Annotated in this window: 9 protein-coding genes; 6 read left to right on the plus strand and 3 right to left on the minus strand. The window is 48.4% G+C overall.

Going from position 1 to position 13,734, the window contains the following annotated elements:
- Positions 1-82: 82 nt before the first annotated feature.
- Positions 83-973 carry a transcriptional regulator GcvA gene (gcvA, locus tag OCU49_RS00640; RefSeq protein WP_261843098.1) on the minus strand — a complete coding sequence of 297 codons (891 nt, stop codon included), beginning with the start codon at positions 971-973 and terminating at the stop codon, positions 83-85.
- A 359-nt stretch (positions 974-1,332) separates the two neighbouring features.
- On the opposite strand from gcvA, the gene OCU49_RS00645 reads away from it, so the two are divergent.
- The 3 genes from OCU49_RS00645 to OCU49_RS00655 all read left to right on the plus strand — a co-directional run bounded on the left by OCU49_RS00645 (position 1,333) and on the right by OCU49_RS00655 (position 6,665).
- Positions 1,333-2,874, plus strand: coding sequence for a trimethylamine methyltransferase family protein (locus tag OCU49_RS00645; protein WP_261843099.1), 1,542 nt, complete (start codon positions 1,333-1,335; stop codon positions 2,872-2,874).
- 103 nt (positions 2,875-2,977) lie between these two features.
- Positions 2,978-5,401 carry an FAD-dependent oxidoreductase gene (locus OCU49_RS00650; protein ID WP_261843100.1) on the plus strand — a complete coding sequence of 808 codons (2,424 nt, stop codon included), beginning with the start codon at positions 2,978-2,980 and terminating at the stop codon, positions 5,399-5,401.
- A gap of 229 nt (positions 5,402-5,630) precedes the next feature.
- Positions 5,631-6,665 (plus strand): GlxA family transcriptional regulator, encoded by a 1,035-nt coding sequence (locus tag OCU49_RS00655; RefSeq protein WP_261843101.1) that lies wholly within the window; start codon positions 5,631-5,633, stop codon positions 6,663-6,665.
- Positions 6,666-6,773: 108 nt separating this feature from the next.
- Here OCU49_RS00655 and OCU49_RS00660 read toward each other — a convergent pair whose 3' ends face one another.
- Positions 6,774-7,682, minus strand: a complete 909-nt coding sequence (locus OCU49_RS00660) for a LysR substrate-binding domain-containing protein (protein WP_261843102.1) — start codon at positions 7,680-7,682, stop codon at positions 6,774-6,776.
- A 208-nt stretch (positions 7,683-7,890) separates the two neighbouring features.
- On the opposite strand from OCU49_RS00660, the gene OCU49_RS00665 reads away from it, so the two are divergent.
- Together OCU49_RS00665 and OCU49_RS00670 are read left to right on the plus strand one after the other, a co-directional pair.
- Positions 7,891-10,341 (plus strand): GcvT family protein, encoded by a 2,451-nt coding sequence (locus tag OCU49_RS00665; RefSeq protein ID WP_261843103.1) that lies wholly within the window; start codon positions 7,891-7,893, stop codon positions 10,339-10,341.
- Between the two features lie 852 nt (positions 10,342-11,193).
- The gene (locus OCU49_RS00670; RefSeq protein ID WP_261843104.1) at positions 11,194-11,916 is read left to right on the plus strand and encodes an outer membrane protein OmpK; all 723 of its coding nucleotides are present in this window, start codon (positions 11,194-11,196) and stop codon (positions 11,914-11,916) included.
- 146 nt (positions 11,917-12,062) lie between these two features.
- Here OCU49_RS00670 and OCU49_RS00675 read toward each other — a convergent pair whose 3' ends face one another.
- Entirely contained in the window at positions 12,063-12,965 is a 903-nt protein-coding gene (locus OCU49_RS00675) for a LysR family transcriptional regulator (RefSeq protein ID WP_261843105.1), read from the minus strand.
- A 150-nt stretch (positions 12,966-13,115) separates the two neighbouring features.
- On the opposite strand from OCU49_RS00675, the gene OCU49_RS00680 reads away from it, so the two are divergent.
- Positions 13,116-13,661, plus strand: coding sequence for a carboxymuconolactone decarboxylase family protein (locus OCU49_RS00680; RefSeq protein ID WP_261843106.1), 546 nt, complete (start codon positions 13,116-13,118; stop codon positions 13,659-13,661).
- The last annotated feature ends 73 nt before the right edge of the window (positions 13,662-13,734 follow it).

Genomic DNA, 13,734 nt, shown 5'->3' on the forward strand with positions numbered 1-13,734 from the left:
GCCTGCCTGGTATTTATTGAAATTACTTTTGTAGTCGTCAGTAAATTCCCTGCCCGGGATTTTTTTGCCTGAAATTTACCCTTCAGATATCCAGATTAGCGTGAGTCAGCAGCCAGTCGCGAAAGGCAACGATGCTGGGGTTGTGGGCGTTTTTACTTGGATATGCCAGATGGTATGCCCAGCGGCTGATGAAGGTGTCATCAAACAGACGTACCAGATGTCCTGCCGCCAGATGGTCAGACACCAGAGCGGTGGAGCACATCGCGATGCCCTGGCCATCAATTGCGGCCTGCATTAATACGTTACTGTCATCCAAAATGCTGCCCCGGCGTGGATTCACGTCGTTAGCACCTACCTGTAATAACCATTGCGTCCAGGTGTAGTAATCCAGATCGTGCAGCAGGGGTAAATCGGCCAGTTGATGGGGTGAGGTAATGTCACCATGGCGATGTACCAGCGCTGGGCTGCACACCGGGAAAAAGTCGAGGTGAATAATCGGATAGGCTTCCAGCCCCGTCCACTCACCGTTACCGAAGGTTATACAGACATCGACATCTGTGCTGTCAAAGTCAGCTATGACCTGTGAATAGTTAAAAGATAAATCAATTTCCGGATACTGCTGGCTGAATTCCGGCAGACGTGGAGACATCCACTTGGCCGCAAAGGCTGACCCCATACGTAGTTTTAGTGCCTGACGGTTGTGTTGTTGTAGCAAGCCGCTAATGGCGGAATCCATTTCGTCAAAGCACTTACTGAGTTTAGACATCAGCTCTGAGCCGGGCTCGGTCAGCTCCAGCTTGCGCGGGTAGCGGATAAATAAAGGCGTTTGCAGATATTCTTCCAGCGACTTTACCTGGTGACTGATTGCGGCCTGAGTGACGTGTAACTCATCAGCTGCCACCGTGAAACTAAGACGGCGGGCAGCGGCTTCAAACGCTTTCAGACTGTTCAGAGGTGGGAGACGTCGGGCCATAGTCAGTTTTTATTCTTATCGGTTATGAATTATTCAAATTTAAGACTGTTTATTTATTAAACAGTTTTTATGTATTTCAGCAGTATCTGTCTTTTTTCTGCCGAAGGGTATGCGCTGTATCAATTTTCGGTTGTTTACTGAGTTCTTCTAAGCAGGCATCAGATGTTTGAGACCGTATATCAAAGACTTAGTTACTGATATTTTGGATTAGTTTATCTAATCCATGGGCAAAAATATATCAATTGTGAATTCTTCTGTGAAGGTGGATTATTTTCTCGAATACGACCTTAGAGTGGTAACAACGTGACCTGAAAAGGCCACCGATAATAATAAATTTTCAATAGTACTCAGGAGTGATCATGGCACGTAGATCTGGTGGTAGGAAGGCGATGCTGGCGCTGCGCAGTAAGCCGCTTGATAAAGATTCTAAGCCGGTTCTGCCCGGTGAAATCGGGGGGACTTTCCAGCCGCTGACTCAGGCGGACATGGAGAAAGTTGCCGAGACAGCATTCAATATTCTGGAAGAAATTGGTTTTTCACAGGCGACACCACATTGCATTGAAACCTGTAAAAAAGTGGGTGCTATTTTAGGTGAGGACGGTCGCTTACGCTTCCCACGTGCGGTTGTAGAAGATGCCATGAGTAAGGCAAACCGCAATCTGACACTGCATGCCCAGGATCCTGAGTATGATCTGGACTTAAGTGGTCAGCGGGTACATTTTTCGACGGCAGGTGCCGCGGTAATGATCGCTGACCCAATGAAGAATGAATACCGCGATTCTACCGCGAAAGATCTGTATGACATGGCGCGCATTGTGGATAACTGCGAACACATCCACATGTTCCAGCGTACCTGTGTGTTACGTGATATCGCCAGCCCCCGTGAGCTGGATTTGAACACTACGTTTCTGTCGGTCAGTGGTACCACTAAACACGTAGGTACCAGCTTCACAGAGGCGGATCACGTTGATGAAACCATCGACATGCTGGAAATTGTTGCTGGTGGTGAAGAGCAGTGGCGCGCGCGTCCTTTCGTGAGCATGTCGAACTGCTTTGTTGTACCGCCGATGAAGTTTGCTGAAGAGTCACTGGAATGCTTACGTGTAGGTGTTGAGCGTGGCATGCCAATTCTGCTGCTGTCTGCTGGTCAGGCGGGTGCAACAGCGCCGGCGATGCTGGCAGGTGCAGTGGCGCAGGCCTGGGCCGAGTGTCTGGGTGGCCTGGTATACGTGAATGCGATTCGTCCGGGTGCTCCGGCAATTTTGGGAACCTGGCCGTTCGTCAGTGACTTACGTACCGGCGCTATGAGCGGTGGTTCGCCAGAGCAGGGTCTGTTGTGTGCAGCCTGTGCGCAGATGGGTAATTACTTCGATTTACCAACCGGTACTGCTGCGGGTATGTCGGATGCTAAGTTCCCGGACTTCCAGGCCGGTGCTGAGCGTGGTTACGGTGCTTCCGCAGCGGCGATGGCCGGTGCAAATATTGTTTATGAATCAGCAGGTATGTACGCCAGTCTGTTGGGTGTGTGTCCGGAATCCTATCTGATGGATAACGATGTACTGGGTGCCTGTATGCGGATGACGAAAGGCATCAAAGTGGATGAAGCTTCACTAAGCTTCGATACCCTGAAGGAAGTTTGTCTGAATGATCTGGGCCATTATCTGGGTTCCAGTCAGACACTTTCAGTGATGCAGTCTGAATATATTTATCCTGTAATCAGTGACCGTGACAGCCCGAATGTCTGGCAGGAAAAAGGTAAACCGGTGCTACTGGAGAAGGCTATTGAGAAGAAGAATACGATTCTCAGTACCTACTTTCCGAAGCACATCAGCGATGAAGTGGATCAGGCGATTCGTGAACGTTATACCATTCATATCCCGGCATCGGATATGGGTCGCTAAATATTCTGCAGGTAGCCTGACTGCCTGTTAATGGCGGCCTCCGGAATGACGGCAGGTCGCCGTTCTGCCTTTTCAGAGGCATGAGTTTAAGGAGAAGAATTGTATGCAATCAACAGCAAGAGTTGTCATCGTCGGCGGCGGTTCACTGGGCGTGAACCTCATGTATCACCTGACTAAAGAAGGCTGGACCGACGTACTGTTGATCGAAAAGGGCGAGCTTACCTCCGGTTCAACCTGGCACGCGGCGGGTTTGTGTCCGAACTTTAACGGTAACCACACACTGTCGAAGATCCATGAATACACTATCAAGTTGTATGATGAAATTATTCCCCGTGAAACCGGCCTGCCATCTACCTTCCACCGTACCGGCAGCTTGCGGGTAGGTTACACCGAAGTAGAAGAGCAGTGGTTCCGTAACATTATCAGCCGTTCCCGTAATGTGGGCTGTGAGATGCGCTTCATCAGCCGTGAAGAGGCTAAAGAAGTGAATCCGCTGATGAACTTCGATAATGCCCGCTGCATCCTCTATACACCGAATGACGGTCACATTGATCCAACCTCTATCGTGATGCCGCTGGGCCAGTTAGCCCGTGAAAATGGCGCGCAGGTTTCCCGTTTTAACCGGGTTATCGATATTAATTTGCTGCCGAGCGGTGAGTACGAAGTTATCACCGAGAAAGGCACTGTTATTGCTGAGCATGTGGTTAATGCTGGTGGTTGTTTTGCGCCGGAAATCGGCAAGATGGTGGGAGTACACATCCCTATTGTGAATCTGGAGCACCAGTATCTGGTAACGGATGACCATCCTGAAGTAGCGAAACTGGCCCGCGAAATGCCGGTAACCCGTGACTCCTGGGCCGCCAGTTATATTCGTCAGGAAGGTAATGGCTTCCTGATTGGCCCTTATGAAACATCAGGCGCTAAGCCCTGGGCGTTGGAAGGTATGGACTGGGATTTCGACCGCGGACTGTTCCCGGGTGACCTGGTACGTATCATGCCGTTCCTGGAACGTTGTATGGAACTGGTACCGGGCTTCAGTGAAGTGGGTATCCGTACCATTATCAATGGCGCGATTACGCATACGCCGGACGATAACTTCCTGGTCGGCCCGGCCAAAGGGCTGCGCAACTTCTGGAATCTCTGTGGTGCTTCTATTGGTATCGCACAGGGCGGTATTGGTAAGTATCTGGCGCAGTGGATTGTCCATGGCCAGACCGAACTGAATATGGCTTCGCTGGATAGCCGCCGTTTTGATACCTGGGCTGATAAAAACTACTGCATTACCCGGGCGATCGAATCATACGAACGGATGTATTCATTCGGTGCGCCGAACGATAACCGTCCTCACGGCCGTCCGATGCGGGTCAGCCCAATGCATGCTCTGCTGGGGCAGAAAGGTGCAGTACATGTGGTTAACACGGGTTACGAGAAACCGTCCTGGTTTACTACTGATGAAGTCCGTGGTGAAACCCATAACTGGGCACACAGCGAAGCGCATGCGGCGGTGGCTGAAGAATGTGCAGCGGTACAGAATGCCTGTGGTATTGCTGACCTGAGCGGCACGGCGAAGTTTGTAGTGAAAGGCCCGGATGCGTTTGCCTTCCTGGATAAGTTGTCCTGTAACAAATTGCCGGCGAAAGATGGCCGTATCACCCTGACCCTGTTCCACAGTGAGAATGGCGGCATTATGGCTGAGCAAACCATCAGCCGGATTGCTGAAGACCATTTCATTTTGATGGGGGCTATCGGTTCCCAGGTGAAAGATTACCAGTGGATGGAATGGCACAAAGAAGGCTACGACGTAACGATTGAAGATATCACAGAGTCCTGGGGTGGATTATTACTGACCGGCCCGAAAGCCCGTGAAATTCTGCAGGAACACCTCGACGAAGACGAAGATATCAGCAATGCCGGTTTCCCGTGGTTGTCCTGCCGGATGATTCAGGTGGACTCTGCGCAGGTATTCGCGATGCGGGTATCTTACGCCGGTGAGCTGGGCTGGGAATTGCACATGCCGACCTGGCAGGTGCTGTCGATCTATGAATCACTGTTCCACAGCGGAGCTGCTCTGGGGCTGCGTGACTTTGGTGGCCTGGCGATGAACTCTATGCGGATGGAAAAAATGTACCGTGCATATGGTCATGAATTCACCGAAGAGATTTCCGGTGCAGAAGCCTGCATGGATCGCTTTATGGATACCAGCCGTGAGTTTATCGGTGTTGAAAATATCCGTCAGCGCCAGCAGGGCGAACTGGAGATGGTTAATGCCTATCTGGTATTCGATGACGATGTGCCGGCGGAATGCTTTGGGAATGAAGCGGTTTGGGCGAACGGCGAAGTAACAGGCCTGACAACCGGTGGTGCGTTTGGTCACCGGATCGGTAAGAGCCTGGCATTTGCCTATGTAAAGCCTGAGCACAACACTGCCGGCCAGCAAGTGATGGTGGAGACATCTCTGGGTGAACGTAAGGCTCATATAGAAATGATGCCTGCTTACGATCCTAAGAATGAGCGTTTGAGAGTCTGACGGTTAAGCACTGAATACGGGAGCAGTTTGCTGCTCCCGTTTATTCTGCTCCGCCATGCAAACGCGATTATTAACGACCTGGCCTTTAACAACTTAGTCTTTAACAACTTAGCTTGAACAGTTCTTCTGCATAAGACTTCCCGACACGAGAGGCTTTATGCAGGAGAGACTCGCAAGTCTGCACTGAGCAGACGAGCCTCTGACAGAGAGATGTTTGGAGATAATAATAATGAGCCAAAAAAAAATCGGATTTTTGCTGTTAGATCGTTTCAGCATGTTGTCATTCACCTCTGCACTTGAACCGCTGGAAGTGGCGAATCAGGTTGCTGAAGAACGTCTCTATGAATATTTTACTGCGACTGTGGACGGCGAAACTGCCCGGGCATCAACCGGGGTGGCTACTATGCCGGATTACAGCATTGCTGAACTGATAGCCAGTAAGCCACTTGATGCCCTGGTTGTTGTCGGTGGCTCAAACGTACCGGAACTGTCGAATATGCTGGTGGCGCGTTTGCAGCGTTTTGTCGCGAGTGGGGTAGCGCTGGGCGGTGTGGCCAGTGGTGTAGTGGCATTGGCTAAAGCCGGCTTTTTTGATGGCCTGAGCTGTAGCGTACCACGTGAATTTTCGACCATCTTGCAGGAAGAGCGGCCACGGGTTGCGGTTACCCTTAAGCCTTTTACCACCGGTGTTCAGCGATTCAGCTGTGCGGGTGGCTGTGCCATGCTGGAAATGATGATTAACCGTATTGCTGATGAGCAGAGCCAGGCACTGGCTCAGTCGGTTGCTGAAGCGCTGATGTTTGAGCCATCTATGATGGAGCAACCACTACATTTGTCAGACCCTGTTAAGCTAAGTCAGCCAAAGCTTGCGGAGATTATCGCGCTGATGGAAACCAATCTGGAGGAGCCTCTGTCACTGACTGAGCTGGCAGGATATGTGGGTATTTCGCGCCGTCATCTGGAACGGATTTTCAAAAAGCATCTAGATTGTACCCCGCTGAAGTACTACATCAAATTACGTTTGCTGGCGGCGAGGCAATTGCTGAAGCAAACGTCCCGGCCGATCATTGATGTGGCGGCTGCTTGTGGTTTTGTCTCTGCTGCGCACTTCAGCAAATGCTACAAAGCGCATATGAATATCACCCCAAAAGCTGAGCGTCAGGGTAAGCCCGTGCGGCTTGAGCCCACAGTCGCTACAAGGGTTGGAGATATTCCGGCAGCGTTGCTTTATAACAGCTTTCACAGTGCGCAAATGCGATTTTGAAATTATCAGCTCAGAACAATCAGGCTTCAGTACCGGGCTTCAGCACCGAGTCTCAGAACTGAGGATTTAACTTTACGGATAACTAAACTGCTTGTTGCCGGCACTTATTCAGGGATGTTTGGCAATGTCTTTCAGTATCCAGTCAACAAAAGCACGAATATTCTGATGTGGCTGGCTATCTTTCCGATAGGTCAGCCCCCATTCTCCTAAATTGCGGACGCAATGTTCACTGGGATGTATCAATCGGCCCGCCAGCAGGTCTTTGTTAGCGAAAGGGCCGTTTAACAGTGCGATGCCTTCGCCATCCATTGCCATTTCCAGTGCGATAGCTGTGCTGTCTGTGCTTAGTGCTGAATTTGGCTGGGAGGCACAAAAGCCTGCGGCTTCAAACCAGTCCTGCCACTGCCAGCGCTCCGAGGTTACGGTTATCAGCGGGTATTGCAGAATCTCCTCGGGTAATAAATTCGTTTGATTGCCAACCAGAGACGGATGGCAGACAGGTCTCAGTGCTGGCTGAATGAGTGGCTCCCAGGCTAAATGAGTGTCCGGCGATGCTCGGCTGAAAATAAGCCCGATGTCAGCATTGGTTTCATCAAAATCCTGTTCTTCAATGCTGGATATCAGCTGAAGCTCTATATCCGGATGGGCGGCACGAAAACGGCTCAACCGGTGTGACAGCCAGCGTATCGACACGGATATATAGGTCTGGATTCTGAGCGGTTTTATCGAAGCACTGCGACGCAGCACTTCGCTACCATTAATCAGTTCTTCCAGTGCCCGTCTGGCAATTGGGTAAAAGCGTTCACCTTCAGCTGTCAGCACCATCTGCCGGCCTTTGCGGTTAAACAGTTTAACTCCAAGATTTGTTTCCAGTGCCAGAATTTGATGACTGATTGCCGGGTGGCTCAGATTCAGTTCCTGAGCTGCCTTTCGAAAACTTAGCAGACGAGCTGTTGCTTCAAAGCCACTAAGGGTTTTAAGCGGTGGTAGCTGACGATGATTGATTGCTTTTTCCATGGCTGAAACAGTCCCGGAATTATGAGTTTTTAATGGTAATAAAACTTACCATAGTGAAGATATTTATCAATTGTGAGTGGTTTTTGCTCTGTGTCATTATGACGGACATCAGATGCTTAAAATCAGGCTCTGCAGACAGCCAGGTCAACAGGTTCTTTTCCTTCCGGCTGGTGTCAGATAAAAGCAATAAAAAAACAGGATTTGCGTGATGACTGAAGAAACAACCCAAGCACCTTTGCCAGCAAAAGCTGAAGTGGTAATTATCGGTGGCGGTATCGTCGGCACCTCGATTGCTTATCATCTGACGAAACGCGGCGTGACAGATGTAGTGCTGCTGGAGCGACAGCAACTAACCTGTGGCACAACCTGGCATGCAGCGGGTCTGGTGAGCATGCTCTGGCCGACCCCGACACTGACGAATCTGGCGAAATACAGTCACGAGCTATATGCCAGCCTGGAAGAAGAAACTGGTCAGGCTACTGGCTATGCCCGTATCGGATCCTTGTCTATTGCCCGTTCTGAAGAGCGTTTAGAAGAGCTGAAGCGCACTTCATCGATGGCTAAAGTCTTCGGTGTTGAATCTGAAATGATCGACAATGAACGCCTGGCAGAGCTTTATCCGGGTATTAACACTGAAGGTGTCGTTGGTACGCTGTACATTGAAAAAGATGGCCAGACTAACCCGATTGATACCACTATGGCGCTGGCCAAAGGCGCCAAGATGGGCGGCGCAAACATCCGCGAGAAAACCAAAGTTACCGATATCATCGTTGAAGATGGCAAAGCTGTTGGTGTGAAAACGGATGCCGGTGAAATCCGTGCGGATCAGGTGATTCTCTGTGGCGGTATGTGGTCGCGGGATATTGCAGCCAAGATAGGTGTTGATCTGCCGTTGTATGCCTGTGAGCATTATTACGTGGTCACCGATGAAATGGAATCCATGAGCAAGCGTCCGGTGCTGCGTGATTTCGATAAAGGTGTGTACTTCAAAGAAGATGCCGGCAAGTTGCTGGTGGGCTGGTTTGAGCACAATGCCAAAGGCTTGCCGATGAGCCGCATTCAGGAAGACTTCTGTTTTGATCAGTTCCCTTGTGAAATGGATCATATCGAAGAGTATCTGATGCGCGGTATGGAAACACTGCCAGACTTCGGTGAAGCTGGTATCCGTACCTGGTTCAACGGCCCGGAAAGCTTCACCAGTGATAACCTGCATTTGCTTGGCCCTACTCCGGAAGTGGATAACTTTTTTGTTGCCTGCGGCCTGAACTCAAAAGGTATTGGTGCTGGCGGTGGCCTGGGTAAACTAATGGCGGACTGGATTATTGATGGTTATCCGTCCGGAGATATCACCGAATGTGACGTGCGCCGTCATCACCCGGTACAGCGCACTCAGAGCTATGTTGAACAGCGAATTCCGGAGGCGCTTGGTCACACATATGCCATGCACTGGCCGTTTTATCAGTACCATACAGCCCGTGATATTCAGCATTCCCCTTTGCATAACGAGCTGGCAGATGCTGGCGCCTGCTTTGGTGAAGTTGGCGGTTATGAGCGGGCAAATTGGTTCTCGCGTAATGGCGCCAAAGCGGAATACGAATACAGCTATAAGCGTCAGAACTGGTTTAATTTTTATCGTGATGAACATCTGGCTACCCGTGAAAGCGTGGGTATGTACGATATTTCGTCTTTCGGTAAGTTTGAGGTTGTCGGCAAAGATGCTATGGCAACATTACAGCGCCTGAGCTGTGCCGATATCAACGTACCTGAAGGTAAGTTGGTTTACACCCAATGGCTGAATGAGCGTGGTGGCATTGAGGCTGATTTAACCATTGCCCGTATGGGTGAGGAACGCTTTTGGGTGACGACCGGTATCGGTTCTTTCAATCGTGACTGGTGGCGTCTGAAACGTAATTTACTGGGCGACAGCCAGTTAGCAGATGTCAGCCAGCAGTTTGCCTGCTTGTCAGTCCAGGGGCCGAATGCTCGTAAAGTGCTGGAGAAAATTGCAGATACGGATCTGAGTGCGGAAGGCTTTGCTTTCAGTACAGGTCGTTATGCACAACTGGCAGGTGCGAAAGTCTGGATGCAACGTATCAGTTACGTTGGTGAGCTGGGCTGGGAGATCATGGTGCCAGCAACAGATGCACCTAAGGTATATCACGCTCTGCATCAGGCAGGTGCAGAGTACGAGTTGTGTAATGTTGGCCTGCATGCCCTGAACAGCTTGCGGCTGGAGAAAGGCTTCCGCCACTGGGGTCATGATATAGCCTCCGAAGACAATCTGATTCAGGCGGGGCTGGGCTTTACGGCTAAGGCGGATGCCAGCGACTTTATTGGCCGTGAAGCATTTATTGCACAGAAGGCCGCAGGCCTGCCGGATCGTCGCTTAGTGCAGTTCAAGCTGAATGATCCTGAGCCGTTGCTGTACCACAACGAGCCGATTCTGATGGACGGTAATGTGGTTGGCTACCTGACGTCAGGTATGTATGGCCACTCCGTTGGCGGGGCGATCGGAATGGGATATGTAAATGTGCCAGATTTGACGGCAGACGCTTTAGCAGCCGCTAAGTTTGAGATCGAAATTGCATTGCAGCCAGTCAGTGCGACGGCCTCTCTGAGGGGGTTGTATGACCCTAAAGGCGAACGAATGAAAATGTAAGAAGTTACACCCGAACAGTTGTCAGTTGTGCTGAACTGACAACTTTTCTGCCCATCCCTGTGGAATGTGTTACACAGGTTTTGCCCGGTATATGTTGGTATACCGGGCTTTTTAGTTTATACGTGTTAAATAAAGCCTTCTGCGATATTAAATGTGTTTATAAAAGAGTTTTTTATCGTTTATTTTATGATTTTTTATCTTAACAGGATGATAATGCATTTATTTCCATAGCTGTTAAAGGATGGCTTATGCGGGCTGTCTTTTTTATAGATGATAAATAAATAAATTATAATCTTTTAAATGTTTGGTTAGGTTTTTTTTATATTGTGAATGCTTTTCATTTGTATACAACATCTGCGTGCTAATTGTGTTATCTACTGATGGACAGATTTGGCTTTAGGTGTAAAAAATTCTGGCTCACTGTAGATTTTGTTTTATTTTATATGAATCAAATAGTTATCTCTTTCCTTTTAATCGCAAAGAAATTGAGGTTGTTACATATCTTATGTATTTTTCACATTAAGAAAACAAATTGTATACAGTTTATTTATGTTTTGTGGACATTGTTCTTCTGTGCTTTTATATTTGATTGAAATTAAAACAGTTAAATAATAAGTAATTAAATGATTGAAGCGGCATGTTAGATTATCGATTTTAACTTTTTATGTTCTATTTGTAATCGTTCTTGATTTTTTATGTTTTTTAATTATTTAAATTTTTTTTGTATAGGTTTGACTGATCTAAATAACATTAATGTCTGAGTTTGATATTAGTAGATAACTGTCTGAATTGCTGTGCGTAATAAGCTTTTCAGCTTCTAAAGCGAACTAAAATAATAATGAGGCTCTTTCGATGAAGTATAAATCTATGTTTATTGCGACCAGCATACTGTGTTCTACGCAAGCATTTGCAGAGTTGAAATGGCAAGATTTCAGTATTAGTTATCTTCAAGGCAGTGACTATGAAGTTGGCGCAGATGACCGGCAAGTGATCACATTTGAACATGCCAGTGGTCATAGTTGGGGTGATACTTTCTTCTTTTTAGATCGTACGCATTATGACGGTGGTACGCAGGATACTTACTTTGAGTTTCAACCTCGTTTGAGTCTAGGTAATTTGACCAGCAGTGATTTGTCATTCGGACCGGTGAAGGATGTTTATCTGGCAGCTCAGTGGGAGTCGAAAAGCGATAGTTTTGGTGGTTTTGATAACTATATGGGGGGCTTGGGTGTAGACCTTGATATCCCGGGTTTTAGATATTTTAAAGCGAATATTTATCAGGTCACGAATGATAAAAATGATAACGATCAGCAGTTATCTATATCGTTTGCGGTTCCTTTTAGTGTCGCTGAGAGTGAGTTCCTATATGACGGATTTATTGATTGGAGTACTTCAGAAGATGACCACGAATCAGAGATGAATTTTACATCCCAGCTTAAATACAATTTGGGAAATGTTATGGGCACAGAAAGTCCTTTTTATGTTGGTATTGAGTATTCTCATTGGAATAATAAATTTGGCATAAAGGATGTGGATGAGCGCAATGTGTCCTTTATTGCTAAATGGCATTTTTAATAAATTGTTCACTAACAATTTGATACTAGTCTTCTTCGTCTGTTACTGAAACGTTGGCAAAGAGCTAGCAGACAGTTATCAATACTTCCCCTGTGTTGATAACTGCACATTGAAAGATACATATGAATAACTTCAGTGAATTGTTTTCAATAAGAAAAAACTTCTAAGCAGGGCGCTTTCTGTAAGTGTTCAACCAGCAGATCGACACAACTACGAACTTTGGCTGAGCCCTGAGGCCCCTGCCGGTGGATGACATTTACAGGCCAGGGAGCAGGCTCGAGTTCCGGTAATATTCTGATTAGCTCACCGGAAACAAACTTTTCGGCCACCTGGTAAGACAGCACCCGTGTAATACCAAAACCTGCGCAGGTCGCTTGTATAGCTGTGTCGTTATCAGAGGTGCTTAAACGGGGCTGGATACTGAGTGTGCGTAACCCTTCCTGAGTCTGGAAACGCCAGTCCAGCGACTGACTGGCATCAATCAGCGTATGTTGCTGCAGCTCATTGAGGTTATTTGGTGTGCCATGTTGGCGAAGATATTCCGGGCTGGCACAAAGCACCCGGCTGACTTCGCCTACTTTTCTGGCCCTTAGGTTTGAATCTGGCAGTTCACCTATCCGGATGCCAACATCTATACCTTCTTCCACCAGATTTACCCGTCGGTCGACGAACAGTTCAGTGACCTGAGTGTCTGGATACTGGCGCAGATATTCCAGCATCAGTGGCGCAATAAAACGCCGGCCAAACAAGTTAGGTGCAGTCACGGTTAGCTGTCCGCGAGGCGAAGCGTTGATGCCAGTGGCCGTCTGATCGGCCTGCGCTAATTGCTCCAGAATGGATCGGGAATCTTCTAAATAACGGCTGCCAACTTCAGTCAGATGAACATGACGTGTTGTGCGTTCCAGCAGCTTTGCACCTAAATGCTCTTCCAACTGGCCGATTGCCCGGGTAACCGCCGGGGCGGAAATTCGCAACTGGCGGGCCGCTGCAGCAAACCCCTGTTGTTCAGCAACTGCACTGAATACCCTTAATAAATGAAACTGATCCATGAATTGGCAGCCTATTATTTCGATTATCGTAATTATGAAATCAAATTTTAGGTGATTCTTTAACAAAATGTAATTCGGCATAGTAACTCTACCCGCTGAGGTGAACGCGGGCTTTCTAACCAGACAGCGCAGTGCGCTAAGGAGAAAATGATGAGTCGAATTAATGTTGTTGAGCGTGATACTGCCAATGCGGCACAGGGCGAACTGTTAGACGCAATTCAGGGACAACTAGGGATGGTGCCAAACTTCCTGAAGGTATTCGCCAATTCACCGGTAGCACTGAATGCTTTTCTGGGACTGCACAGCGTTGCAAATGACGGTGAGCTGGATGCAGAAACCCGTGAGCGTATTGCGCTGGCACTGGCACAGACGAATAGCTGCCAGTATTGCTTGTCTGCACATACTGCTCTGGGACGTAAGGCCGGTCTGGAGAGTGACGAAATTACTGCTAACCGCTCCGGTGCGAGTTTGGATGATAAAGCTGCAGTGGCCGTGCGTTTTGCGTTGTCGTTAGCGGAAAATCATGGCGCTGTTACGAATACAGAGTTTCTGGAAATACGTGAAGCAGGCTTCAATGATGCGCAGATCGTAGAAATTATTACCCATGTGGCAATGAACCTGTTGACCAATATTCTGGCTAAGGCCAGTCAGGTGACAATCGATTTTCCAGAGGTCGATCTCAAGCTAGCCAGCTGAACGGCGGTAATGACGGTAATAACCTGCGCTTCGGGCACCGGAGCGCAGGGCTTTTTGTAAAGGGCTTTAGTGA

It is taken from the genome of Aliamphritea ceti (genome assembly GCF_024347215.1).
GTDB lineage: Bacteria > Pseudomonadota > Gammaproteobacteria > Pseudomonadales > Balneatricaceae > Amphritea > Amphritea ceti.

What these genes read in the sequence shown, in the direction of transcription:
- gcvA (WP_261843098.1), bottom strand. Translation starts at nt 973, where the DNA reads ATGGCCCGACGTCTCCCACCTCTGAACAGTCTGAAAGCGTTTGAAGCC.
- OCU49_RS00645 (WP_261843099.1), top strand. Translation starts at nt 1,333, where the DNA reads ATGGCACGTAGATCTGGTGGTAGGAAGGCGATGCTGGCGCTGCGCAGT.
- OCU49_RS00650 (WP_261843100.1), top strand. Translation starts at nt 2,978, where the DNA reads ATGCAATCAACAGCAAGAGTTGTCATCGTCGGCGGCGGTTCACTGGGC.
- OCU49_RS00655 (WP_261843101.1), top strand. Translation starts at nt 5,631, where the DNA reads ATGAGCCAAAAAAAAATCGGATTTTTGCTGTTAGATCGTTTCAGCATG.
- OCU49_RS00660 (WP_261843102.1), bottom strand. Translation starts at nt 7,682, where the DNA reads ATGGAAAAAGCAATCAATCATCGTCAGCTACCACCGCTTAAAACCCTT.
- OCU49_RS00665 (WP_261843103.1), top strand. Translation starts at nt 7,891, where the DNA reads ATGACTGAAGAAACAACCCAAGCACCTTTGCCAGCAAAAGCTGAAGTG.
- OCU49_RS00670 (WP_261843104.1), top strand. Translation starts at nt 11,194, where the DNA reads ATGAAGTATAAATCTATGTTTATTGCGACCAGCATACTGTGTTCTACG.
- OCU49_RS00675 (WP_261843105.1), bottom strand. Translation starts at nt 12,965, where the DNA reads ATGGATCAGTTTCATTTATTAAGGGTATTCAGTGCAGTTGCTGAACAA.
- OCU49_RS00680 (WP_261843106.1), top strand. Translation starts at nt 13,116, where the DNA reads ATGAGTCGAATTAATGTTGTTGAGCGTGATACTGCCAATGCGGCACAG.